The organism is Streptomyces sp. NPDC102437, from assembly GCF_044765565.1.
Classification (GTDB): domain Bacteria; phylum Actinomycetota; class Actinomycetes; order Streptomycetales; family Streptomycetaceae; genus Streptomyces.
The window spans coordinates 63,978-87,272 of the sequence record NZ_JBIWKI010000006.1; the positions used below are offsets into that span (position 1 = coordinate 63,978).

Consider the following 23,295-nt stretch of genomic DNA (forward strand, 5'->3'; position numbering starts at 1 on the left):
TGCTACGGGGTGTGCGCCTGCTGCTCGTCGTACGCCTCGCGCGCCGCCTGCACCGCGCTCAGGCGGCGTTCGGTCCAGCGGCCCAGCGCGCACACCTGCTCGGCGGCCTCCCGGCCCAGTTCGGTGAGCGAGTAGTCGACCCTGGGCGGGATCACCGGCTTCGCGTCCCGGTGCACGATGCCGTCGCGCTCCAGCGTCCGGAGGGTCTGGGTCAGCATCTTCTCGCTGACGCCGCCCACCTCGCGGCGCAGTTCGCTGAAGCGGTACGAGCGCTCCAGCAGGGCGATCAGGATCAGGACGCCCCAGCGACTGGTGACGTGTTCGAGCACCAGCCGGGAGGGGCACATCTGCCCGTTCGTATCGGGCCACGTCCCCAGGTCACTTACCTTCATCCCAGCACCTTACTTCAAAGTGGGTACTTTCGATTGGTAAGTGCACCCCGTACGGTGAGCAGTGCGAGCCCGAACAAGGACAAGCGCCACCGAAGAGGAGAAACCCCCATGAGCATCGTCGTCACCGGAGCCACCGGAGAGCTCGGCCGTCTCGTCGTCGAGCAGCTGCTGGCCACCGTGCCCGCGAGCCAGATCGCCGCCGTCGTGCGCGACGCGGAGAAGGCGGCCCCGCTCGCCGCCCGGGGCGTCGAGCTCCGCGTCGCGGACTACGACCGGCCTGAGACCCTCAAGGACGCCTTCCGGGCCGGTGACCGGGTCCTGCTCATCTCCGGCAGCGAGGTCGGCCGGCGCGTACCGCAGCACACCGCGGTGATCGACGCGGCGAAGGCGGCGGGCGTCGCCCAGCTCGCGTACACCGGCATCCTGGGCGGCCCCGCCGCCGACTTCCGGCTGGCCGCCGAGCACAAGGTCACCGAGCAGCTGATCCTCGACTCCGGGCTGCCCCACACCTTCCTGCGCAACGGCTGGTACACCGAGAACTACACGGCGAACCTCGCCCCGGTCCTGGAGCACGGCGCCGTCGTCGCCAACGCGGGCGAGGGCAGGATCGCCTCCGCCACCCGCGCCGACTACGCCGCCGCGGCCGCCGCCGTGCTGACCGGCGAGGGCCACATCGGCGCGGCCTACGAGCTGAGCGGCGATGTCGCCTGGTCGCCGGCGGACTACGCGGCGGAGATCTCGAAGGCCACCGGCAAGGAGATCGCGTACCGGAACGTGCCCGCCGCCACGCACCAGGAGATCCTGGTCGGCGCCGGCGTGCCCGAGTTCTTCGCGGAGATCCTCGTCGACGTGGACGAGGCGATCGCGCGCGGCCTGCTCGCCACCACGAGCGGCGATCTGGCCCGGCTGATCGGCCGCCCGACCACGCCCCTCGCCGAGACGGTGGCGGCGGCGGTGGCCGCGGCGTAAAACCCCGCCCGCGCACCTCGGGGGCCGGTGTCATGACCGTATACCGATACGGCCATGACACGGGGCCCCTCCCGGCGCTACCTTCGTGCAGTTGACACAGACATGCCTGGAGGGCCCGTGAAGGGGATCAACGAACAGCGGGCGGGACTCATGTCCGGCATCGGCGCATACGGATTGTGGGGACTCGTCCCGCTCTTCTGGCCGCTACTGAAGCCCGCGGGCGCGATCGAGATCCTCGCCCACCGCATGGTCTGGTCCCTCGCGTTCGTCGCCGTCGCGCTGCTGGCGCTCCGCCGCTGGTCCTGGATCGGCGAGCTGATCCGGCAGCCGAAGAAGCTCGGCCTGATCTCGGTGGCGGCGGCCACGATCACGGTCAACTGGGGCCTGTACATCTGGTCCGTGAACAACGGCCATGTGGTGGAGGCGTCGCTCGGCTACTTCATCAACCCGCTGGTCACCATCGCCATGGGCGTCCTGCTCCTGGGCGAACGGCTGCGCCCCGTGCAGTGGGTGGCGGTCGGCACCGGTGTCGCGGCGGTGCTGGTGCTGGCCATCGGTTACGGGCGGCCGCCGTGGATCTCTCTGGTCCTGGCGTTCTCGTTCGCCACGTACGGGCTGATGAAGAAGAAGGTCAACATGGGCGGCCTGGAGTCGCTCACCGCCGAGACCGCCGTGGTGTTCGTGCCCGCGCTCGGCTACCTGCTGTGGCTGGGCGCCCGGGGCGAGTCGACGTTCACCTCCGAGGGCGTCGGCCACGTGGCGTTGCTGGCCTCGGCGGGCCTGGTCACGGCCGTGCCGCTCGTACTGTTCGGGGCGGCGGCGATACGGGTGCCCCTCTCCACCCTGGGCCTGTTGCAGTACCTGGCGCCGGTCTTCCAGTTCGCCCTCGGCATCGTCTACTTCCACGAGGCGATGCCGCCGGAGCGGTGGGCCGGTTTCACCCTGGTGTGGCTGGCGCTCACCCTGCTGACATGGGACGCGTTTCGGACGGCACGGCGGACGAGGACGCGGATGCAGGAGGCGCGGCAGGCGGCGCAGCAGCAGACAGCACCGCGGCAGGCGGCCGACGGACCCGCCCCGCACGCGCAGATTTAGTTACCTGATTGCTTTTTTAACTTGGTTGCGTTTTCCTGGTTGTCCACGGAACTGCGACCGAGGAGCCCCCATGTCCGCAATCACACCCGCACCCGCAGCCGCCGTGCTGATCGTCGGTTCGGGCCCGACCGGCCTGACCCTCGCCTGTGATCTGGCCCGGCGCTCCATCGGCGTACGGATCATCGAGAAGTCCGCAGGGTTCCCGCGCAGCTCGCGGGCCAAGGGTCCCAACCCCCGCTCCCTGGAGGTGCTGGAGGACCTGGGCGTCGTCGACCGGGTGCTGACCGCGGGATCGGGACCGCTGCCGATGCGCAAGTACCGCAACGGGCTTCCGGTCGCCGACACCGACCCGTCCGCGTCCTCGCACCCGACGCCGGACACCCCGTACGCCCACGGCCGGCTGATCGCCCAGTGGCAGCTGGAGGAGATCCTGCGGGACCGCCTCGCGGAGTACGGCGTCCAGGTGGAGCTCGGCTCCGAGGCGGTCGGCCTGGCGCAGGGGCCCGAGTCGGTGACCGTCACGCTCGCCGACGGCCGGAGCGTCGAGGCGCGGTACGTGGTGGGCTGCGACGGCGGCCACAGCCCGGTACGCAAGATGCTCGGCGTCCCCTTCGAGGGGAAGACGGCCGAGGAGCAGGCCATGGTCTGCGGGGACGTGGAGGTGGACGGCCTCGACCGCGGCATCTGGCACCAGTGGTTCGACGAGGACGGCGCCGTGATGCTGTGCCCGATCCCGGGTACGCGCACGGGCTGGTGGTTCCAGGCCGGACCGGAGCGGGACGCGGCGGGAGCCCTCGTGCCGCCTTCCCTGGAGAGCTTCCGCCGCCTGTTCGCCAAGCACACCCGGCTCCCGGCGGCCCGCCTCACTCAGGCCACCCTGCTTTCCACGTACCGCGTCAACGAGCGCATGGCCGACCGGTACGGGGTGGGCCGGGTACTGCTGGCCGGGGACGCCGCGCATGTGCATTCCGTCGCGGGCGGGCTGGGCATGAACACCGGCATCCAGGACGCGTACAACCTGGGCTGGAAGCTCGCCCGCGTCGTCGAGGGCCAATCGGATCCCCGCCTCCTGGACACCTACGAGGAGGAGCGGCTGCCCGTCGCCTCCTGGACGCTGGACATCACCGCCGAGCGGCTGCGGGCGACCCTCGAAGCGATCCGGCAGCCGGGTGGCGGCCTGGATTCGGCGGTCTCCGGCGACACGGCGGGCCTGGGCATCGGCTACCCCTGGAGCTCCCTCTCCGCCCCCGGCTCCACCCGCCGTCTGCGGGCGGGCGACCGCGCCCCCGACGCCCCCTGCCGCGACACCGCGACGGGCACGCCGACCCGCCTTTTCGAGGCGTTCACTGGACCGCACTTCACCCTCCTGGGCTTCGGCCCGGACACGGCGGACGCCCTGCGGGCGACGGAAGCGGCGTACGGCGACGCGGTGCGGGCGTACGGGGTGGACGCCGGAGCCCCCCGCGACCTGACCGACGACGCGGGCCACGCCCGCACGGCGTACGGCGTCGCCCCCGCCACCGCCCTCCTCGTCCTCGTCCGCCCCGACAACCACGTGGCCCTGATCGCTCCGGCCTCGGAGACCGGAGCGATCGGCGACTACCTCGACCGGTTGGCCGGTACGGCCTGACGGCGGGGTGCCCGGACTGCCGGACCGGGGGCGCCCGGAGGGGAACGGTGCGGGTCGGTCCACGCCGATGCCGTTCAGGATCGATGTCGGCGAACCCGGGACCCGGAAGGCGCGTGCGGACACCAGGCGCGAAGCTACGCACCGCCCGACTCGATTTCACCTGATCGTGTACGCGATCCGTGACGTGTCCTGCTCGATGACCTCTGCCGCTCATGATCGGTGAGCGACTGGCGCCGCCCGAGGACGTGCCCATCCGCTCGCACTGCCCGTTCAAGAGAAATGACTCATCGTGCATTTGACTCCGCATGAGCAGGAGCGCCTGCTGATCCATGTGGCCGCCGACGTGGCGCAGCGGCGCCGCAGTAGCGGGCTGCTCCTCAACTATCCCGAGGTCATGGCCCTGTTGACGGTGCATGTCTTCGAGCAGGCACGCGCCGGCCGGACGGTCAGCGACGTCATGGACTCTGGTCGGCAGTTGCTGAGCCGGGACGAAGTGATGGACGGCGTTCCGGAGATGATCAAGTACGTTCAGGTGGAGGCCACCTTCCCGGACGGCACCAAGCTGGTCACCATCCACGATCCCTTCCCGGAGGCGGCCGAGGAGCCCGAGGTCCACCCGGGCAAGGTCGAGCACCCCCGGCCGCCCCGCAAGGCGGACTGCCCGGTCGACTGCGACGGCGACAGTGGCAGCGATTCGACGTCGTGCTGTGACAAGTGCCGGGACGCGGAGTCCTGGTACAAGGCGATCGAGTTCAACGCGGATCTGCAGGAGGACGCCACCGAGTTGCCGGGTGGGGGCAGGACGCGGATCAGGGTGAAGAACATGTCGGACCGCCCCGTGCAGGTCGGCTCCCACTATCACTTCGCCGACGCCAACCCGGGGCTGAAGGTTCTCAGGGTCGAGGTCCCGTCCGGTCCGGAACTGGAGTCGCCCCAGGAGCTCAAGGACTGCGAGGCGGCGCGGATGCGGCGGCTGAACATCGCCGCGGGTACGTCCGTGCGCTTCGAGCCGGGCGACGAGTGCTGCGTCGAGCTGGTGGAGATCCAGGGGGACCGGCAGGTCAAGGGAGCACGTGAGGTGGCACACCGGTGAGCAGCAACAAAACCACCCCGTTCGACAGCAGGTCGGCGAGGCATCCGAAGAGCTCGGCGCCGGGCAACGTGCTGAAGCGGGCCGATTACGCCGCTCTGTACGGGCCCACCGCCAAGGACCGCGTCCGCCTGGCCGACACCGCCCTGGCCGTCGAGATCGAGGCGGACTGGAGCGGCGGACCCAAGCACAGCGGCAACGAGATGATCTTCGGCGGCGGGAAAGTGATCCGGGAGTCGATGGGAATGTCCCACTTCCCCCGAGGCGGGGACGCCGGCGGCCGCACCCCGGTGGACACGGTCATCACCGGTGCCCTGATCCTCGACTGGTGGGGTGTCGTCAAGGCCGACGTCGGGCTCCGCGACGGTGCGATCGCCGCGATCGGCAAGGCTTACAACCCCGAGACGATGGACCCGATCCCGGACGACGGGTTCGAGATGCCGGACCGTACGTCCCCGAGCGACGAGCTGCCGGAGACGGTGCGGCCGACGAACTTCGTGGTCGGTCCGAGCACCGAGGTCATCTCCGGCAACGGGCGGATCCTCACCGCGGGGGGCGTGGACACCCACGTCCACTTCATCTGTCCGGAACAGATCCACGAGGCCCTCGCCTCGGGCGTGACCACGCTCATCGGTGGCGGCACCGGCCCCGCCGAGGGCAGCACGGCCACCACCGTGACCCCGGGCGAGTGGCACATCACCCGGGCCTTCGAAAGCCTGGACTCGTACCCGGTCAACATCGGCCTGCTCGGCAAGGGCAGCACGGTGAACGCGGACGCCCTCAACGAACAGGTCGACGCGGGCGTCATCGGGTTGAAGGTCCACGAGGACTGGGGAGCCACGCCCGCCGTGATCGACGCGGCGCTGGACGTGTGCGAAAGCCGTCAGGTCCAACTGGCCCTGCACGCCGACTCACTGAACGAATCCGGCTTCCTGGACAGCACCCGCGACGCCTTCACGAGAGGCGGCAAGAAGCGCTCCGTCCACATCTTCCACGTCGAGGGCGCCGGGGGCGGCCACGCCCCGGACATGATCGAACTGGTCAAAGAGAAGAACGTGCTGCCCGCGTCGACCAACCCGACCCGCCCCTTGACGGTGAACACCGTCAAGGAGCACGTCGACATGATGGTGGCCTGCCACCACCTCAATCCGGACATTCCGGCGGACATGGCCTTCGCCGACTCCCGTATCCGGCCGTCCACCATGGCCGCGGAGGACCTCCTCCACGACATGGGAGCCATCTCGATGATGTCCTCCGACGCCCAGGCGATGGGACGCATCGGCGAGATGATCATGCGTACCTGGCAGACCGCACACGTCATGAAATCCCGGTACGGCCCTCTGAAGGAGGACCTCGCCAACGCGAAGGTCCGCCCGATCGATGACGACGCCGACCACTCCCACAACGCGGAGAGGCTGGTCCCGAACGACAACTACCGGGCGCGCCGCTACGTCGCCAAGTACACGATCAACCCCGCGATCACGCACGGCATCGACGGGCACGTCGGTTCCGTGGAGACCGGGAAGCTCGCCGACCTGGTGCTCTGGGAGCCGAAGTTCTTCGGCGTCAAGATGCACATGGTCCTCAAGGGCGGGCAGCTCGCCTACGCGCAGGTGGGCGACGCCAACGCATCGATCACGACCCCGCAGCCCTTTCTGCCGCGAGCGGTCTGGGGCTCCACCGGCCGTTCCCCTCTGAGCAACTCGTACAACTTCGTGGCACCGGGCGTGGCCGACAAGCTGAACCCGCGAGTCGTCACCGTCCAGGACGGCGGCGGGAACGTCACCGAGACGACGACCGGCGGGCTCGGTCTCGGCAAGAAATTCATGGACATCTCGACGAGCATCCGGGACGTCACCAAGGCCGACATGAAGCTGAACGACACGGTGCCGGAGAGTCTCCACGTCGACCACAACAGCTTCGAGGTCACCATCGGCGGTGCGACCACAGGGGACACCCGCACAGAACTCAACGGAGCGACCGTGCCGCGCTCCTATGTCAGTGAAGTCCCCATGGCCCAGCGGTACTTCCTCTTCTGACCGGCCTCTGCCCGGACGGCGACGCCGTCACCGCAGCAGTGGTCCGGGCAGGCACCCGTGCCCTCCTGGACCACTGCGCCAACCCACCCCGCGAAAGGCAGCCGGATCGCCCATGAGCCGTGCCGCACTGGTCCTGCTGGCCGACGGCCGCTTCCCCGCCGGCGGGTACGCCCACTCCGGCGGCGTCGAAGCCGCGGTCGCGCACAAAGCCGTACACGACATCAACAGCCTCGAAGCCTTCTGCCGCGGGCGCCTGCACACCACCGGTCTGACCACGGCCGGCCTGGCCGCCGCGGCCGCCGCCGGCTGCGACCCCCTGATGCTGGACGACGCCGCCGACGCACGTACCCCCGTACCCGCGCTGCGCGCCGTGGCCCGCAAGCTCGGCCGGCAGATGATGCGCGCGGCACGCGCCACCTTCCCGTCCACCGAACTCGACCGCCTGGCCGCCGAGCGCCCCCAGGGAGCCCATCAGCCCATTGTCCAGGGCATCGCCGCCCGAGCCGCCGGGCTCACCCCTCAGGACGCCGCCTGTGCCGCGGCGTACGAGGCCGTCGGTGGCCCGGCCACCGCGGCGGTGCGCCTGCTCAGCCTCGATCCCCTGGCCGCCTCGTGGCTGCTGGCACGCCTGAGCACGGAAGTCGACACCGTCGCCGCGGACGCCGCCGGCGCGGCGGCCCGTGTGGAGGCCGAAGGTCTTGACGCCCTGCCGTCGGCGTCCTCTCCGCTGCTGGACATCACCGCGGAACAGCACGCCGCCTGGACCGTGCGGCTCTTCGCCTCTTGAACTCGCCCCTGCCCTGCCCCTGGAGCTTCCATGCACCTCGATCACCACGTGACCATGCCTCACCGCCACACCTACAGCGCCGAGCCGCTGCGCGCGGACGGCAGCCTCCGCGCCTTCCGGGTCGGCCTGGGCGGTCCTGTCGGTTCCGGCAAGACCGCCAGCGTCGCCGCGCTCTGCCGCACGCTGCGCGACAGGCTCTCCCTCGCCGTCGTCACCAACGACATCTACACCCGCGAGGACGCCGAGTTCCTGCTGCGCGAGGCCGTGCTGCCTCCCGAGCGGATCACCGCGGTGGAGACCGGAGCCTGTCCGCACACCGCGATCCGGGACGACATCTCCGCCAACCTGGAGGCCGTCGAGCACTTCGACGAGACTCTCGTCCCCCTCGATCTCGTCCTCGTCGAGTCCGGTGGCGACAACCTCACCGCCACCTTCTCCAAGGGCCTCGTCGATGTGCAGATCTTCGTCATCGACGTCTCCAGCGGCGACGACATCCCCCGCAAGGGAGGGCCCGGCATCACCACCGCCGACCTTCTCGTCATCAACAAGACCGACCTCGCTCCGCACGTCGGTGCCGACCTCGCCGCCATGGCGGCCGACGCCGAACGGCAACGCGGCGCCCTTCCCGTCGTCTTCACCAGCCTCACCTGCGACGACGGCATCCGCGAGATCGCCGACTGGATCACCGGGCACGTCACCCGGTGGCGCGCGAAAGCGGCGGCATGAGCTCCGGGTCCCGGCCCGCCGAGCCCGATACCCCGCTCCGCCACGCCGTCCCGGCCGATACCGAGGCATCCTGCGGACACCCGGACGGCGTGCGTGCCATGGCCCGCATCCGTGCCACGTACAACGGACGTGTCACCACTCTCCCGCAGCTGCGCAGTGACGGCCCGTTCCATCTGCGCCGCATGCGCACCGGCGGACGGGCTGCCACGGTGGGGATCATCGGTGCGATGAGCGCCCCGCTCGGCGGCGACCGACTCACCCTCGACGTCACCGCCGAAGACCGAGCCGAACTGGAGGTCACCACGGCTGCCGCCACGCTCGCTCTCCGCGGTCCCACCACCGCGCCGGCCACCTACGACGTCCGGCTGACCGCCGGGGAGCACGCCCGCCTGCGCTGGCTGCCACAGCCACTGATCAGCGCCGCCGGCAGCAACCTGCGCCAGACCTGCACCGTCACCCTCGCCGCGACCTCGCGGCTGCTGCTGCGCGAGGAGCAGATCCTGGGCAGAGCCGGCGAGAAGCCGGGCCACCTCGTCAGCCGCATCCGGGTCCGCCACGCCGGCCGCCTGCTGCTCGACCAGAACACCACCTACGGCGACCCGGCGCCCGGGTGGGACGGCCCCTCGGTCCTGGACGGACACCGCGCCGTCGGCCAACTCCTCGTCGTGAAACCGGATCTGGACGTCGGCCGAGCCCCCGTCCTGCTCCGCAACGGGATCAAGGACGGCTGTGCGGTTCTCGCACCTCTGGCCGGCGGCCCGGCACTGCTCGCCACCGCTGTCGCTCCGGCCTCCTCGGCGCTGCGGGAGCTGCTCGACGAAGCGCTCGGACACGCCCTCCGCAAGCAGTAGGTCGCCGGGGCTCCCTGCTCCGGCGAGGCACCGCACTTCGCCGCGGTCGGCACGGCCGGCCGCTGAGGTCCGCTCCGATGGAGAACGCCCCGGCGGTCACGAGGACCGCCGGGGCTCAGGAGAGGCGAGGCTCGGCCAGCAGGGTCAGCGGATGAACACGCTCCCGCCGAACTCCGATACCCCCGAGGACCCTGGCAGGACGATCCCGAGGATCGGGCCGGAGCAGTCCGCACCCTGGAAGATCACTGCCAGGTCGTTGGTGTAGTTCTCGACGGTGAGCGGCAAGCGGTCGGAGGGGTAGCACCCGGAGGGGTCGCTGTGGACCGTGCCGTTGACGACCAGGTCCCCCTGGGCCGCACTGGCCGACTGGGTGCCCGAAACGGAGAGCATTGCCGCGGCGGCAAGGGTGCCGAACGCGGTGAGGGCGCGACGCATGAAGGATCTCCCGGCTGTTGCGAGGGCTGCTGCGAGGGCGCCCGATGCACCCTCGCAGTATGATTACCATGCGTAGCCATTGATTGCGTAGCGTGACTCACGCGGGAGGGGCGGGAGGCCACGGAACGTCGGCCAACAGGGGCAGGATCTGCTCCTCCTCGTAGTCGAGGTGCGCGTTCAGCTCGGTGGACATCCTGTCCAGCTCGGTGTGGAAGCGCTCGGGATCGGTGATCCCGATGTCCGCCAGCAGGGTCACCAGCTCGCCCTGGATGCGGGCCACCGTGCGGTGTTCGCCGGCGAGCCGGGCGAAGGTGTCCGTCAGGTGCGGGTGGTACCGGGCGATGCCGGGGAACAGGTGGTCGTCCTCGCTGGTGTGGTGGAACTCCAGCGACTGGCAGAACGCCAGGCACCGCTGCCTGATCTGGAGCCCGAGGCCCGGGGGCGGGGGCGCGCCGGGTCCCCGGTGGGCGGCGCGTGCGGCGAAGTGGGCGTCCACCTCCGCCTTCATCTGGTGCAGCTGGCCCCGCAGCCAGGTGTGGACCTCCATCACCTTGCCCGCGAGGGTGGTGATCTCGCGGGTCGGCTCCCAGCCCTCGGGCTCGGCTCGTTCCAGCGCCACGACCGGGAGGAGCCGGGAGGTCCGGGCCTGGTAGTCGGCGTAACCGGGTGCCGTCCTCACGGCGTGCGCGAACAGTTCCTCGCGCCGCGCCCCGTCCGCGGGGACCGCGAGGGCCTGGAACGTACGGGTGCCGAGCTCCACCCGGACCACGGGGTGGGCGAGCAGGTTGCGGTACCAGTCGGGGTGGCGCGGGGCGCCGAGGTTGGAGCCGATGACCAGCAGCGCGTCGCCGTGGCGGACGTAGCCGAGGGGTGTGATGACCTCCTTCCCCGACCTCGCGCCGGTGGTGGTCAGCAGGAGCAGGTCCCCGCCCTCGAAGGGGCCGCCGACCTTCCCCGCGTTGGCGCGGAACTCGTCGATGACGGACTGGTTGAAAGATGTGGGCATGCGTTCTCTGTCTCCGTGGGAACGGGTGAGCGCCATGCGCGCGGCCCATGACGGTGCACGGTGCCGGGGCATGCGGAACGGAAGGAAGAGCGCGACCAGCGGTCGCGGCTGCGTCAGATGCAGGGCGCGGAGTACGAACTCATGACGGGCCCCTCGGTGAAGGGTGTTCGCCCGAGCACCGGCCGGCCCACTGCTCTTTGGCCAGCGTCACGCGACACCGGGTTCATTACACGCATCGCGGCGGGGACCTGTCAACACACGCCCGTCCGCCCCCGATTGACGGGCGCTCTTAGGCTTGGGCCATGCCCATCCCACCCGCACATGCCCTCGTCGCCACGGACCTGGACGGCACCCTGCTGCGCCATGACGACACCGTGAGCCCCCGCACCCGCGCCGCGCTCGCCCTGGCCGCCCGCGCCGGGGCCCGGCATCTCGTGGTCACGGGGCGGCCCGTGCCGGCGATACGCGGGCTGCTCGACGCACTGGGCTACCGGGGGCCGGCGGTGTGCGGGCAGGGGACGCAGTTGTACGACGCCGGGTCCGGGCGGCTGGTGCACGCGCTCACCCTGGACCGGGAGGCCGCCGACACCGCGCTCGGAAAGATCGAGGCCCAGGTGGGGCCGGTCTTCGCGGCCGTGGACCAGGACGGGGCCGAGGGGCGGACCCTGATCGAGCCGGGCTTCGCGATGCCCCATCCGACGCTCCCCGCCCAACGGGTCGGGCACCGCCACGAGTTGTGGCCCCGGCCCGTGGTGAAGGTGCTCATCCGGCACCCTGAGCTCGGGGACGACGCGCTGGCCGCGGCGGCCCGCGACGCCGTCGGCGATCTCGCCGGCGTCACGCTCTCCGGCCCCGGCACCGTCGAGCTCCAGCCGTTCGGCGTCGACAAGGGGACCGGGATGGCGCTGGCCGCCGAGTACCTGGGTGTTGCCGCGCGCTCCGCGATCGCCTTCGGGGACATGCCCAACGACCTGCCGATGTTCCGTGCCGCCGGGTACGGCGTGGCCATGGCCAACGCCCATCCGGAGCTGCGGAAGGCGGCGGACGAGGTGACGGCGTCGAACGAGGACGACGGAGTCGCCGACGTGCTGGAGCGGGTGTTCGGCTGAGCGGTACGTGTCGGCTGAGCGGTGAGTACGCACCGCCCGAGTCGTACGCGTCAGAGCGTCATCAGGCAGTAGAGCCGGTGCGGCTCGGAGTGGGCGCGCGCCTGCTCGGCCAGGTCCGCCAGCATGTCCAGGAAGCCGGCCAGCTCGTCGGGCGGGGCATCGCCTCCGAACTCCTCGATGTGCGACCAGGTTTCGGCCACCGCACCGAACCCGCCGGGTCTCGCCGTCGCGAGCGCGTCGCGCAGCTCGTCGGTGAGCGTGACCAGCCAGCGGGACTCGTCCTCCGGGGAGCTGAGCAGCCGGTTGAAGCGCGGGAGCGAGGTGACGTCGTCGTACGGCGTGCCGGTGAGCATGCCCTCGGCCTGGCCCAACTGCACGTACGGATCCACCCCCTTGACCGGGAGCACGGGGAGGCCGGTCTCCTCGATGCCCTGGTCGAGGGCGGCCAGGGCCGTCGGGTCGTCCGGTGCACTGAAGTAGTCGTACAGGTTTCCCATGCACCGCATGCTCGCACGCCCCTCTGACAGTCACTCCGCCCTCACGGCTCCGGCGGCACCCCGATCGCCCGCAGCGCATGCGCGACCAAGGCCGCGATCTCCTCCTCGTCGTGTACCGGCTTGCGCAGGACGTGCCGGTAGTACATCGGGCCGTACAGCATCTCCACGGCCAGCGGAAGATTGGCGTCCGGCGGGATCTGCCCCTGCTCCTGGGCCCGGCGCAGGCGGGTGACCGCCTCGTCGAAACGGGGGTCGACCAGCTTCGCCCGGACGATCCGCGCGAGTTCGTCGTCGTGGTGCATCTCGGAGAGGATCCCGGCGTACGCGGGGCCGAAGGGCGTTGTGTTGATGAGCCTCACCGCGCCTGCCAGATTGGTCCGGAGATCGGCCGCTATGTCGCCGGTGTCGGCGAACGGCGTCGTGTCGACCAGCGCGTCGGCGAACGCCTCCAGGATCACCGCACTCTTCGACGGCCACCAGCGGTAGATCGTCTTCTTGCTGACACCCGCTCTGGCCGCGATGGCCTCGACGGTGACGCGGCCGTACCCCTTCTCCGTACACAGTTCGAGAGCGGCCTCCAGGGTCGCCCTCCGTGATCTCTCGCTGCGGCGCAGTGAACTCGGCGATGTGATCATTCGGTGAGCATAAGCGGGCTTGAATCGGACCTTGTTGACAGCCTGTCGCCAGAGGTCGAACAATACTCAGGCGGAAACGGAACGTGCCGTGTCGCGCCGTTCCGCAATTCGCACCGTTCGTGCCGTTCGTGCCGCGACGAGCCGATCGGGGGACGGCTCGCCCGGCCGACGGCGCGGGCGGGCGTTGCACCCCGTGCGTCAGGCCGTGATGTCCTTCGTCGTGAACCGGGCCCAGGCCGCCGAGCCGAACACCGCCGCGTACAAGCCCTGAACCCCCAGGTTCTTGACCACTTCGTCCCAGTAGACGGGCGCGCGCAGCAGGTCCGCGTACGACATCCAGTAGTGCGGGAAGAGATACGGGTGCAGCGCGCTCAACTGCGGGATGCCGTCCACGATCTGTACGGTGATCAGCAGCCCGACCGTCGCCGCCATGGCCGCGATGCCGCTGCCGGTGAGGGTCGAGACGAACAGGCCGATCGCCGCGAACCCGATCAGTGACGCCGCGACGACCACGGCGATCAGCCCGGCCCGCAGCAGCCCCTCGCCGAAGCCGATCCGGGTCCCCGAGATGGTGGTGACTTCCCCCACGGGGAAGAGCAGCGAGCCCACGACGAGCGCGGACAGGGCCACGACCAGGGTCGCGACCAGGCAGAAGACCACCACCGAGGCGTACTTCGTCAGCAGCAGCCTGGTCCGGCCGGCCGGGGCGACCAGCAGGTAGCGCAGGGTTCCCGCGTTCGCCTCGCCCGCGACCGAGTCGCCCGCCACGACCCCGACTGCCATCGGCAGGAAGACCGGGAGCGTCACGGCGAGGGCGGCGAAGACCAGGAAGAGCCCGTTGTTGGTGATCTGGGAGAGGAACGCCGGGCCTCCCCCGCCGCCGCCCGGTCCCGGCGAGGAGCCGTCGTTCGTCTCGATCCGCACCGCGATGCCGATCAGTACGGGTACGGCGGCCAGCACCCCGAGCAGTGCCAGGGTGCGCCAGCGGCGGAGCGTGGTGGTCAGTTCGGAGCGCAGGAACCCGAAGGTCCACAGCGGGCTCGGCGCCCTGCCCGCCCCGGCGACTGCGGCTTCAGCCTGCGACATCGAAACCCTCTCCGGTGAGTGCGACGAAGGCGTCCTCCAGCGAGGCCCGTTCGACGCCGAAGGACCTCAGCCGTACGCCGGCGTGCACCAGCGCCGCGCTGAGGTCGGCCAGTTCGACGTCGCCCGGCGGGGCCTCGGCGCTCACCCGGTCGCCGTCGACCGTGATCCCGGTGACGCCCAGTTCCTTGAGGACCCGGGCCGCGCCGCCCGGGTCGGGGGTGGTGACGGCCAGCCGGCCCCGGGCACCTGCGGCAAGTTCCGCGACCGGGCCCTGAGTGATCAGCCGGCCCCTGGCCATCACCGCGGCGTGCGTGCAGACCTGCTCGATCTCGTCGAGGAGGTGCGAGGAGAGGAAGACGGTGGTGCCGTCCGCCGCCAGTTCCCTGACCAGGGTGCGGATCTCCCGCATGCCCTGCGGGTCCAGGCCGTTGGTCGGCTCGTCGAGCACGAGCAGCCGGCGCGGCTGGAGCAGGGCGGCGGCGAGGCCGAGGCGCTGCTTCATGCCGAGCGAGTACGCCCCGGCCTTCTTCCCGGCCGCCGCGGCCAGCCCGACCCGGTCCAGGGCCTGGTCCACCCGGGCCCGGCGGGTGCGCGGATCGGCGGTGGGGTCGGCAAAGTCGTAGCGCAGCAGGTTGTCCCGGCCGCTCAGGAACCCGTACAGCGCGGGCCCCTCGATCAGCGCGCCGACCTGCGGGAGCACGGTGCGGGCGGCGGCCGGCATGGGACGGTCCAGCAGCCGAGCGGTGCCGGACGTCGCCTCGATGAGGCCCATCAGCATCCGGATGGTGGTGGTCTTGCCCGAGCCGTTGGGACCGAGGAAGCCGAAGATGCTGCCGCCGGGGACGCTGAGGTCGAGGCCGTCGACGGCGAGCTGGCCGCCGCGGTAGCGCTTGGTGAGGCCCCGGGTCTCGATCACGGCTCCCGGCTCGGTGACCGCCGTCGGTTCGACGACGGTCCCGGACTCTGTCATGCGTACTCCCCATGGGTCGGGCAGGTCCCGTCCGCCGGACGGGCGGTGGCGAACCGCCCCGCCGTACGGAGCGTACGGCGGGGCGGGTCGGCGGTGCGGGAAAGCGCGGCGCGCCCCGGCGTCAGGAGGCGCTGTTCGCCGCCTTGACCAGCGCGTCCTTCGTGACCGCGCCGACGTACACCTTGCCGTCGTCCGTCAGCAGGGCATTGACCAGGCGGGTCTTGAAGACCGTGCCCGAGCCGAACTTGCCGGTGACCTTGTCGCCCAGCGCGTCCAGGAACTGCTGTGCCTCGGCCGGGACGTCGCCCGCCCCCTTCGAGGGGAGTCCGGTGGCGCCCGGGGTGGTGATCTCGGCGATCGCGCTCCACCCCTCGCCGATGACCTTCGTGTTCTTGGCGCCCGGCTCCCCGGCGCCGAGCCGCGCGGCGTCGGCGCCGGGGATCAGGTCGCCGAGGCCCTTGTCGGCCTTGGGCTGCGCCTTCGCGTCGTCGGCCTCGGTCACCTCGGTGCCCTTGGGCGGGGTGAAGGTGAACAGGGATGCGTCCGGCTTGGCGAAGTCGACCTCGGTGAACCCGGCGTCGACAACGGCCTTGCCACCGGCGGCCGGAAGCAGCGTGAACTTCAGCGGCACCCCGCTCTCCGCGTCGACCGCGACCGTGACCGAACCGATCGTGGAGCCGCTCTGCTTGGGCTTCACGACCAGCTTGTACGCGTCGCGCCCGGCGACCTGCGCGGTGCCGTCGACCGTCACCGACGTGGTGGGACCGGCGGCCTTCAGCACCTGCTCGGCGAGTGCCTTCGGGGTGGTGGGCACGCCCTCGGGAACGGGGTGCCCGGGCTTCTTCCCGGCGTCCCGGCCGGCTTCCTTGCCCGCCTGCTTCTCTGTGGCGTGGTACGCCTGGTCGGACTTGCTGTCGTACGCCCAGACCTGATCGCCGTTGTGGATCAGGCTGTACTCGGACGCGTTGTCCAGTATCGACAGCCGCTGCTTGTCGGGGCCGTCGGCGGCGATCCGGAGGGTGTGCGTGCCGGATGCCAGCTCCGTCATCCGCTCCTGCGGGTCGGCGCTCGAACCGCCCTTGCCGCCGCCGCTCGGGGCGAAGGATTCGGCCAGGCCGCCGAGCGACGGGATGCCGAGGTCCGTGCTGATCTTCACCGTGCCGGAGAGCTGCTCGGTGTCCGAAGCGGCGATCTTCTCGATGAGTTCCTGTGCGCTGATCTTCGGCAGATCGGGGTCGCCACTGCTCGCGAGCGCCGGGACGAGCCCGATCGTCGCGGCCGCGACACCCGCCACCGCGACCGGGACGATGTAGCGCGCCGCCTTGCGGCGGCCGGCGGCGGTGCCCCTGGTCCCGCCGTTGGTCTCTGCGCTGTCGTTCGGTGCCATCTGTGCCCTACCTCCGTGGTCGGCGGCTTCCGTCCGGTTGCACTCGTCCACTCCGTGCCGCCATTCTCACCCGGTTTGGTCAGGAGTGGTTGTTCTCCATCTGACCAAACCGGGGGCGCGGAGGCGTCAGCCCCCAGGAGCAACTCCGCGTACCTCTTCGGTATGACACCGCACGGCGTTCGCGCCCCCGTCCAGTAGGGGACGACGAGGAGACGGATCAGCCCGCGCGGTGCACCACCGCGTCGCACAGCTCCAGCAGCGCGGACTTCGCGTAGCCCTCGGGCAGCGGCGTCAGCGTCGCGCGCGCCTCCTGGGCGTGCCGGACGGTGTCCCGCCTGGCCTGCTCCAGCGCCGGGTGGGCGCGCAGCCTGCGCAGCGCCTCGGCGTGCCGGGCGTCGTCGCTGAGGTCGCCGTCGAGCAGCTCGACGAGCTCCAGGTCCTCCGGCTTCCCGTCGGCCGCCGCCTGCGCCCGCAGGTGGAGGACGGGGAGCGTCGGGATGCCCTCGCGCAGATCGGTGCCGGGGGTCTTGCCGGACTCATGGGAGTCCGAAGCGATGTCGAGCACGTCGTCGGCGAGCTGGAAGGCGACGCCGAGCCGCTCCCCGTACTGGGTGAGGATGTCGACGACGGACTCGTCCGCGCCGGCCATCATCGCGCCGAACCGGCAGGCCACCGCGACCAGCGAGCCGGTCTTGCCGCGCATCACCTCGAGGTAGTGCTCGACCGGGTCGTGGCCGTCGCCGGGCCCCGCGGTCTCCAGGATCTGGCCGGTGACCAGCCGCTCGAACGCCTCCGCCTGGATGCGTACGGCCTCCGGGCCGAGGTCGGCCAGTATGTGCGACGCGCGGGCGAAGACGAAGTCACCGGTCAGCACGGCCACCGAGTTCCCCCAGCGGCTGTTGGCGCTGGCCACGCCGCGCCGCACGTCCGCCTCGTCCATCACGTCGTCGTGGTAGAGCGTCGCGAGGTGCGTCAGCTCGACGACGACGGCCGCGGGCACGATGCCCGGCGCGTCCGGGTCACCGAACTGGGCGGCCAGCATCGTCAGCAGCGGCCGGAAACGCTTGCCCCCGGCGCGTACGAGATGCTGCGCGGCCTCCGTGATGAAGGGCACGCCGCTCTTGGTGGCGTCGAGCAGCCCGGACTCGACAGCAGCCAACCCGGCCTGGACATCGGCCTCAAGTGCCTGGTCCCGCACGCTCAGCTCGAACGGCCCGACGACGGTCACGAGGGGATCTCCTGTCTACTGACGATCACACGGAATGTCGATGTGTCGCTGTCATCACTCAAGTCAGCGTATCCGGTCCCCTTTGGATCAACGTGGGCGCCTTCCCGCCACCGCCGGTATGTTCGGGATCAGCTCATACGATCAGGAGTCACCCCTTTGTCCCACACGGCCACCGACACCGAACCGAGCCAGCCGCCACCCGAAGACGACCATGCCTTTTTCGGCCAGCCGCGAGGGCTGATGACCCTGTCCGGTCTGGAGGTCTGGGAACGGTTCTCGTTCCTCGGCATGCAGGCCATCCTGGTCCTCTATTTCGCCGACACCGTCGCCCGCGGCGGCATGGGCATGGAACCGGGCACCGCGGCCTCCGTCTCGGCCGCCTACGGCACCCTGGTCTACCTGGTCTCCGTCGCGGGCGGCTGGCTGGCCGACCGGATCCTCGGTTCCTACCGCGCCGTCCTGTACGGCGGAATCCTCATCGCCTGCGGGCATTACGCCATGGCGGTGCCCACCGACACCATGACGTGGGTCGGCCTCGGGCTGATCAGCGCCGGAACCGGTCTGCTCAAGCCCAATGTGGCGACCATGGTCGGCAAGCTCTACCGCACCGACGACGAGCGCCGCGACGCCGGCTTCGCGCTCTACTACATGGGCATCAACATCGGTGCGTTCCTCGGCCCGCTGGTCACCGGCTGGCTCGGGGACCACGCGAGCTGGCACTGGGGCTTCTCGGCCGCCGCCTTCGGCATGACGCTCGGGCTGGTCCAGTACGTGCTGGGCCGGCGTCACCTGGCCGGGCGAAAGCACAGCGCCGAATTCGCCCTCGCACCAGCACCCATGCGCCGCGCCATTCGGCTGATCGTGGCCGGCGCCGTCGTGGTCGCCGCCCTCGCCACCGCGCTCGCCCTGGCGGGCCTGCTGACCATGGACCGCTTCGTCGACCTGCTCACCCTGATCTCGGTGATCGCACCGGTCGTCTACTTCGCGGTGATGTTCCGCAGCCCGCAGGTCACCCCGGAAGAACGCGGCAGGCTGCGCCCGTACGTGGTGCTGTTCCTGGCCTCCGTCGTCTTCAACTTCATCCTCTTCCAGGCGTACTCGACGATGATGCTGCTCGCGTCGGCCAACGCCCGTACCGAGATCTTCGGCTTCCACTTCCCGGCGAGCTGGTACGCCTCCGCGCTCGGCGCCTTCGAGGTCGCGCTCGCCCCGGTGGTCGCCGCCGTCTGGGCCCGGATGGGCCCGCGTCAGCCGCACGCCTCCAACAAGATCGCGATCGGGGTGATCCTCGGCGGTCTGTCCTTCCTGCTGATGGTGCTGCCGACCTCCGGGCACTCCGGCGACACCTACAAGATGGCCGCCTGGTGGATCGTCGGCTCGTACCTGCTGCTGGGGCTCGGCGACATCCTGCTGGAGACCTCCGGCATGTCCGCGACCACCAAGCTCGCCCCCAAGGCGTTCGCCAGCCAGACGATGGCGCTCTGGTTCCTCTCGCTGGCCCTCGCCAACGGCATCCAGGCACAGGTCGTGAAGCTGTACGGCGAGGTCTCCAACCCCGCCTACTTCGGTGTCAATGGCGCGATCGCGGTAGTGGCCGGTGTGGCCGTCATCGCCGCCGCCCCCTGGCTCAAGCGCACCATGCACCCCGTCCACTGAGGTACCGCCATGCACATCCGCACCACGTTCCCGTACGACACCACCCATGAGGACGTACGCATCCCCCTGTCGGACGGCACCCGGCTGTACGCCCGGATCTGGCGGCCCGTCACCGACGAGCCGGTGCCCGCGCTCCTGGAGTACCTGCCCTACCGGCTGAGCGACTGGACGGCGCCGCGGGACTGGCAGCGCCACCCCTGGTACGCGGGCCACGGCTACGCCTGCGTCCGGGTGGACGTGCGCGGACACGGCAACAGCGAGGGGCTGCCGGGCGACGAGTACGACGCGACGGAGCTGGCCGACGGCGTCGCCGTCATCCACTGGCTGGCCCGGCAGCCGTGGTGCTCCGGCCGGGTCGGCATGTTCGGCATCTCGTGGGGCGGCTTCAACTCGCTCCAGATCGCCGCGCTGGCCCCCGAGCCGCTGAAGGCGGTCGTCACCGTCTGCTCGACCGACGACCGCTACGACAACGACGTCCACTACATGGGCGGCTCGGTACTCGGCGTCGACATGCACGCCTGGGCGGCCACCATGCTCGCCTTCGTCTCCCGGCCGCCGGACCCGGCGCAGGTCGGCGACGGCTGGAAGGACATGTGGCTGAAGCGGCTGGAGACCGTGGAGCCCTTCATCCACACCTGGCTGGCCCACCAGACCCGCGACGACTACTGGAAGCACGGCAGCGTCTGCGAGGACTACTCCGCGATCCGGGCCAGTGTCCTCGCGGTGGGCGGCTGGCACGACCCGTACCGCGACACCGTGCTGCGGCTCGTCGAGCACCTGGACCCCGGCCGGGTCCGCGGGCTGATCGGTCCCTGGTCCCACCAGTACCCTGACCGCGGTCTGCCGCCGGGGCCGTCGATCGGCTTCCTCCAGGAGACGCTGCGCTGGTGGGACCAGCACCTGAAGGACAAGGACACCGGCGTCATGGCCGAGCCGCTGCTGCGGGCCTGGATCAGCCAGTCGCACCGTCCCGCCACGGTGTACGAGACGCTGCCGGGCCGCTGGGTCGGTGAGGACAGCTGGCCGTCGCCGAACGTCGCGCCGGTCGCGTACGCGCTCGGGGGCGGGCCGCAGACCGTCGACTCGCCGCAGCAGACCGGGCTGGACGCCGGACGCTTCTTCCCGTTCGGCAACGACGCAGACCTGCCACCCGACCAGCGCGACGAGGACGCCAAGTCGGTCTGCTTCGAGTTCCCGGTCCAGGACGCGCCGATCGAGATCCTCGGCCGCCCCCGGGTGCAGCTGCGGATCCGGATGGACGCGCCGCGCGGCCAGGCGATCGCCCGGCTGTGCGACGTCGCGCCGGACGGCTCCTCCACGCTGGTCACCCGGGGCGCGCTCAACCTGTCCGCCCGCCACGGCCGCGACCGTGCGGAGGACTGGCCGGTGGGCGCCACCGAGGACGTGACCTTCGAGCTGAACGGCATCGGGCACACCTTCCCGCCCGGCCACCGGATCAGGCTCGCGGTCTCCTCCTCGTACTGGCCGTGGATCTGGCCGCAGGCCGGGTCGGTGGGCTTCACCCTGGACGCCGACGGCAGCCTCGTCGAACTGCCGGTGCGCCGGTCCGTGGAGGACCCCGCGATCCGGTTCGAGGAGCCGGAGCAGTCGGAGCCGCTCGGTGTCGTGTACCCGGTGACGCTCGACGAACAGCGCCCGGAGCGGCTGGTGGTCCGCGATGTCGCCAAGGGCGAATGGCGGCTGGAGGTCGATCCGCGCTACGGCGGCACCCGTGTCTACCCGGACGGCCTGGAGTTCACCGAGGACGCGCTGGAGGCGTACACGATCCAGGAGAACGACCCGCTCTCCGCACGCACCCGCTCCGACTGGGCGATCCGGCTGCACCGGCCGGAGATGGCGTGGGACGTGACGATCGAGACCCGCTCCGAGATCGGTGCGGACGACACCGACTTCATCACCTCCGACGAGGTGGTCTGCAAGGAGGGCGGCGAGGTCGTCTTCCACCGGACCTGGGAGAAGCGGATCCCGCGCACGGCCGGCTGACCGGACCGGCTTCTGCCCACCACCGTGCCCCGGACGCCCGTAGCCGTGCCTCGCGCACCCGGGGCACGGCGGAACTTTCCGGGCATCAGGGGCGGTTGGGTCCACTCCCGCGAGGGGGCGGCGGCGACGTAACGTGTCCCCCAAGCGACCTGGAAAGCGAGGCAGCAACACATGCCCGAGCAGAGCAGCCCGCTCGATCTGGCCGAGGGCGACCCCTTCGGTCCGCACAACCTTCCCTACGGAGTGTTCTCCACCCCCGATCACCCCGAGGACCGCCGGGTCGGCGTCCGCATCGGCAACCACGTACTGGACGCCGGAGCCGCGGCCCACACGCTCGGCTCGCCCTACGCGCAGCTCCTCGCCCAGCCGGACCTGACAGCGCTGCTGTCGGCCGGCCGCACCGCCTGGCGGGACGTCAGGCGGGCGCTGACGGCGTGGGTGACGGTCCCGGCCCACCGCGCGGACATCGAACCGCTGCTGCACCCCCTCGATTCCGTGACGCTCCATCTGCCGTACGCGGTCGCGGACTACGTCGACTTCTACGCGAGCGAGAACCACGCCACCAACGTCGGGCAGATCTTCCGGCCGAACGCCGAGGCGCTGACGCCCAACTGGAAGCACCTTCCGATCGGTTACCACGGCCGGTCCGGCACCGTCGTCGTCTCGGGCACGGACGTGGTGCGCCCCTCCGGGCAGCGCAAGGCCCCGGCCGACGCGGCGCCCGTCTTCGGCCCCTCCGTGAAGCTGGACATCGAGGCCGAGGTCGGCTTCGTCGTCGGCGTGGGCTCCGAACAGGGCCGCCCTGTCCCGCTCGGCGACTTCCGCGACCACGTCTTCGGGCTCTGCCTGCTCAACGACTGGTCGGCGCGGGACATCCAGGCCTGGGAGTACGTCCCGCTCGGCCCGTTCCTCGGCAAGTCCTTCGCCACCTCCGTATCGGCCTGGGTGACACCGCTGGAGGCCCTGGAGTCGGCCCGGATCGCGCCCCCGGCCCGCGACTTCCCGCTGCTCCCCTATCTGGACGACGCCGACGAGGACGAGGACGGCGGCCTCGACCTGCGGATCTCCGTCGCGATCAACGGCCAGGCCGTCGCCGAGCCGCCGTTCGCCACCATGTACTGGACGGCGGCCCAGATGCTGGCCCAGATGACGGTGAACGGCGCGTCGCTGCGCACCGGCGACCTGTACGGCTCCGGCACGGTCAGCGGCGCCGAGCCCGGCCAGCGCGGCTCCCTCCTGGAGCTGACCTGGAACGGCCGCGACCCGCTGGACCTCCCGGACGGCAAGCGCACCTTCCTGGAGGACGGCGACACGGTGACGATGACCGCCTGGGCGCCGGGACCGGACGGCACCCGGGTCGGCATCGGCGAGGTCACCGGACGGATCGTGCCCGCGTCATGACCCCGCCCGCCCTGGAACTCACGCTCCCCGAGGAACTGCTGCTGCGCGCGCTGGACCCGCAGCGCGGCAAGCCGCAGTGCTCCGGCCGTTCCCTGTCGTACGGACGGCGGGCGCGGTGCTGCGGGAACTGGAGCTCCAGGGCCACGGTGCACCGGAACGTCCGCCAGGACCGGGCGAACCGGAACGGCAGGAGCCGGCACAGCGGGGGCGGGGGCTCGGGGGACGGCTGAGGGGCGAGGCGCGTCAGCTTGGCACAGGCGTTCACGCGTTCAGGGGAGCCCTCTTCAGTTCCCGGCGGATAC

General features: G+C 71.1%; 22 protein-coding genes and 1 pseudogene. 14 read left to right on the plus strand and 9 right to left on the minus strand.

What is annotated here, in order from left to right; genetic code table 11:
* Positions 1-2 precede the first annotated feature (2 nt).
* Positions 3-392, minus strand: a complete 390-nt coding sequence (locus tag ACIRJP_RS09990; protein ID WP_404170597.1) for a winged helix-turn-helix transcriptional regulator — start codon at positions 390-392, stop codon at positions 3-5.
* 108 nt (positions 393-500) lie between these two features.
* On the opposite strand from ACIRJP_RS09990, the gene ACIRJP_RS09995 reads away from it, so the two are divergent.
* From ACIRJP_RS09995 to ACIRJP_RS10035, 9 genes and pseudogenes are all read left to right on the plus strand, one after another.
* Complete coding sequence (locus tag ACIRJP_RS09995; RefSeq protein WP_404170600.1) at positions 501-1,361, plus strand: SDR family oxidoreductase; 861 nt, start codon at positions 501-503, stop codon at positions 1,359-1,361.
* Positions 1,362-1,478: 117 nt separating this feature from the next.
* Positions 1,479-2,456 carry an EamA family transporter RarD gene (gene rarD, locus ACIRJP_RS10000; RefSeq protein ID WP_404170603.1) on the plus strand — a complete coding sequence of 326 codons (978 nt, stop codon included), beginning with the start codon at positions 1,479-1,481 and terminating at the stop codon, positions 2,454-2,456.
* A 70-nt stretch (positions 2,457-2,526) separates the two neighbouring features.
* Positions 2,527-4,086, plus strand: a complete 1,560-nt coding sequence (locus tag ACIRJP_RS10005; RefSeq protein WP_404170606.1) for an FAD-dependent monooxygenase — start codon at positions 2,527-2,529, stop codon at positions 4,084-4,086.
* Positions 4,087-4,375: 289 nt separating this feature from the next.
* Positions 4,376-4,669 (plus strand): annotated as a pseudogene (locus tag ACIRJP_RS10010) (urease subunit gamma); the annotation flags it as partial.
* Between the two features lie 201 nt (positions 4,670-4,870).
* Positions 4,871-5,179 (plus strand): urease subunit beta, encoded by a 309-nt coding sequence (locus ACIRJP_RS10015; protein WP_404171132.1) that lies wholly within the window; start codon positions 4,871-4,873, stop codon positions 5,177-5,179.
* Between the two features lie 68 nt (positions 5,180-5,247).
* Positions 5,248-7,215, plus strand: coding sequence for an urease subunit alpha (locus ACIRJP_RS10020; RefSeq protein ID WP_404171136.1), 1,968 nt, complete (start codon positions 5,248-5,250; stop codon positions 7,213-7,215).
* 112 nt (positions 7,216-7,327) lie between these two features.
* Positions 7,328-8,002 carry an urease accessory protein UreF gene (locus ACIRJP_RS10025; protein ID WP_404170609.1) on the plus strand — a complete coding sequence of 225 codons (675 nt, stop codon included), beginning with the start codon at positions 7,328-7,330 and terminating at the stop codon, positions 8,000-8,002.
* A 30-nt stretch (positions 8,003-8,032) separates the two neighbouring features.
* Positions 8,033-8,728: an urease accessory protein UreG gene (gene ureG / locus ACIRJP_RS10030; RefSeq protein ID WP_404170612.1), complete on the plus strand. Its 696-nt coding sequence runs from the start codon at positions 8,033-8,035 to the stop codon at positions 8,726-8,728.
* Entirely contained in the window at positions 8,725-9,579 is an 855-nt protein-coding gene (locus ACIRJP_RS10035; protein WP_404170615.1) for an urease accessory protein UreD, read from the plus strand. The genes ureG and ACIRJP_RS10035 overlap by 4 nt, the downstream gene beginning before the upstream one ends.
* A gap of 144 nt (positions 9,580-9,723) precedes the next feature.
* On the opposite strand, the gene ACIRJP_RS10040 is transcribed toward ACIRJP_RS10035, so the two are convergent.
* Entirely contained in the window at positions 9,724-10,014 is a 291-nt protein-coding gene (locus ACIRJP_RS10040) for a hypothetical protein (protein ID WP_404170618.1), read from the minus strand.
* A gap of 97 nt (positions 10,015-10,111) precedes the next feature.
* Positions 10,112-11,020: a nitroreductase/quinone reductase family protein gene (locus ACIRJP_RS10045; RefSeq protein WP_404170621.1), complete on the minus strand. Its 909-nt coding sequence runs from the start codon at positions 11,018-11,020 to the stop codon at positions 10,112-10,114.
* 302 nt (positions 11,021-11,322) lie between these two features.
* On the opposite strand from ACIRJP_RS10045, the gene ACIRJP_RS10050 reads away from it, so the two are divergent.
* Positions 11,323-12,129, plus strand: a complete 807-nt coding sequence (locus ACIRJP_RS10050; RefSeq protein WP_404170624.1) for an HAD family hydrolase — start codon at positions 11,323-11,325, stop codon at positions 12,127-12,129.
* Between the two features lie 50 nt (positions 12,130-12,179).
* Here the strand turns inward: ACIRJP_RS10050 and ACIRJP_RS10055 are convergent, their stop codons facing one another.
* The 6 genes from ACIRJP_RS10055 to ACIRJP_RS10080 form a co-directional block, all read right to left on the minus strand.
* Positions 12,180-12,626, minus strand: a complete 447-nt coding sequence (locus ACIRJP_RS10055; RefSeq protein WP_404170627.1) for a hypothetical protein — start codon at positions 12,624-12,626, stop codon at positions 12,180-12,182.
* A 41-nt stretch (positions 12,627-12,667) separates the two neighbouring features.
* Positions 12,668-13,261: a TetR/AcrR family transcriptional regulator gene (locus ACIRJP_RS10060; RefSeq protein ID WP_404170630.1), complete on the minus strand. Its 594-nt coding sequence runs from the start codon at positions 13,259-13,261 to the stop codon at positions 12,668-12,670.
* A gap of 198 nt (positions 13,262-13,459) precedes the next feature.
* Positions 13,460-14,347: an ABC transporter permease gene (locus ACIRJP_RS10065; protein WP_404170633.1), complete on the minus strand. Its 888-nt coding sequence runs from the start codon at positions 14,345-14,347 to the stop codon at positions 13,460-13,462.
* Positions 14,334-15,317, minus strand: coding sequence for an ATP-binding cassette domain-containing protein (locus tag ACIRJP_RS10070; RefSeq protein ID WP_404170636.1), 984 nt, complete (start codon positions 15,315-15,317; stop codon positions 14,334-14,336). Before ACIRJP_RS10070 ends, ACIRJP_RS10065 begins: the two co-directional genes overlap by 14 nt.
* A gap of 121 nt (positions 15,318-15,438) precedes the next feature.
* Positions 15,439-16,704 (minus strand): outer membrane lipoprotein carrier protein LolA, encoded by a 1,266-nt coding sequence (locus tag ACIRJP_RS10075; protein ID WP_404170639.1) that lies wholly within the window; start codon positions 16,702-16,704, stop codon positions 15,439-15,441.
* A gap of 217 nt (positions 16,705-16,921) precedes the next feature.
* Positions 16,922-17,932 carry a polyprenyl synthetase family protein gene (locus ACIRJP_RS10080; protein WP_404170642.1) on the minus strand — a complete coding sequence of 337 codons (1,011 nt, stop codon included), beginning with the start codon at positions 17,930-17,932 and terminating at the stop codon, positions 16,922-16,924.
* Positions 17,933-18,088: 156 nt separating this feature from the next.
* Between ACIRJP_RS10080 and ACIRJP_RS10085 the strand changes: the two genes are divergently transcribed.
* The 4 genes from ACIRJP_RS10085 to ACIRJP_RS10100 all read left to right on the plus strand — a co-directional run bounded on the left by ACIRJP_RS10085 (position 18,089) and on the right by ACIRJP_RS10100 (position 23,223).
* Complete coding sequence (locus ACIRJP_RS10085) at positions 18,089-19,588, plus strand: peptide MFS transporter (protein ID WP_404170645.1); 1,500 nt, start codon at positions 18,089-18,091, stop codon at positions 19,586-19,588.
* Positions 19,589-19,597: 9 nt separating this feature from the next.
* The gene (locus ACIRJP_RS10090; protein WP_404170648.1) at positions 19,598-21,592 is read left to right on the plus strand and encodes a CocE/NonD family hydrolase; all 1,995 of its coding nucleotides are present in this window, start codon (positions 19,598-19,600) and stop codon (positions 21,590-21,592) included.
* A gap of 171 nt (positions 21,593-21,763) precedes the next feature.
* Positions 21,764-22,993, plus strand: a complete 1,230-nt coding sequence (gene fahA, locus ACIRJP_RS10095) for a fumarylacetoacetase (RefSeq protein ID WP_404170651.1) — start codon at positions 21,764-21,766, stop codon at positions 22,991-22,993.
* Positions 22,990-23,223, plus strand: coding sequence for a hypothetical protein (locus ACIRJP_RS10100; protein WP_404170654.1), 234 nt, complete (start codon positions 22,990-22,992; stop codon positions 23,221-23,223). The genes fahA and ACIRJP_RS10100 overlap by 4 nt, the downstream gene beginning before the upstream one ends.
* Positions 23,224-23,295 lie beyond the last annotated feature (72 nt).

Coding starts and splice junctions, on each gene's coding strand:
- fahA (WP_404170651.1), top strand. CDS start 21,764: ATGCCCGAGCAGAGCAGCCCGCTCGATCTGGCCGAGGGCGACCCCTTC.
- ACIRJP_RS10070 (WP_404170636.1), bottom strand. CDS start 15,317: ATGACAGAGTCCGGGACCGTCGTCGAACCGACGGCGGTCACCGAGCCG.
- ACIRJP_RS10040 (WP_404170618.1), bottom strand. CDS start 10,014: ATGCGTCGCGCCCTCACCGCGTTCGGCACCCTTGCCGCCGCGGCAATG.
- ACIRJP_RS10100 (WP_404170654.1), top strand. CDS start 22,990: ATGACCCCGCCCGCCCTGGAACTCACGCTCCCCGAGGAACTGCTGCTG.
- ACIRJP_RS10065 (WP_404170633.1), bottom strand. CDS start 14,347: ATGTCGCAGGCTGAAGCCGCAGTCGCCGGGGCGGGCAGGGCGCCGAGC.
- ACIRJP_RS10090 (WP_404170648.1), top strand. CDS start 19,598: ATGCACATCCGCACCACGTTCCCGTACGACACCACCCATGAGGACGTA.
- ACIRJP_RS10005 (WP_404170606.1), top strand. CDS start 2,527: ATGTCCGCAATCACACCCGCACCCGCAGCCGCCGTGCTGATCGTCGGT.
- ACIRJP_RS09990 (WP_404170597.1), bottom strand. CDS start 392: ATGAAGGTAAGTGACCTGGGGACGTGGCCCGATACGAACGGGCAGATG.
- ACIRJP_RS10050 (WP_404170624.1), top strand. CDS start 11,323: ATGCCCATCCCACCCGCACATGCCCTCGTCGCCACGGACCTGGACGGC.
- ureG (WP_404170612.1), top strand. CDS start 8,033: ATGCACCTCGATCACCACGTGACCATGCCTCACCGCCACACCTACAGC.
- ACIRJP_RS10045 (WP_404170621.1), bottom strand. CDS start 11,020: ATGCCCACATCTTTCAACCAGTCCGTCATCGACGAGTTCCGCGCCAAC.
- ACIRJP_RS10060 (WP_404170630.1), bottom strand. CDS start 13,261: ATGATCACATCGCCGAGTTCACTGCGCCGCAGCGAGAGATCACGGAGG.
- ACIRJP_RS10075 (WP_404170639.1), bottom strand. CDS start 16,704: ATGGCACCGAACGACAGCGCAGAGACCAACGGCGGGACCAGGGGCACC.
- ACIRJP_RS10025 (WP_404170609.1), top strand. CDS start 7,328: ATGAGCCGTGCCGCACTGGTCCTGCTGGCCGACGGCCGCTTCCCCGCC.
- ACIRJP_RS10035 (WP_404170615.1), top strand. CDS start 8,725: ATGAGCTCCGGGTCCCGGCCCGCCGAGCCCGATACCCCGCTCCGCCAC.
- ACIRJP_RS10055 (WP_404170627.1), bottom strand. CDS start 12,626: ATGGGAAACCTGTACGACTACTTCAGTGCACCGGACGACCCGACGGCC.
- ACIRJP_RS09995 (WP_404170600.1), top strand. CDS start 501: ATGAGCATCGTCGTCACCGGAGCCACCGGAGAGCTCGGCCGTCTCGTC.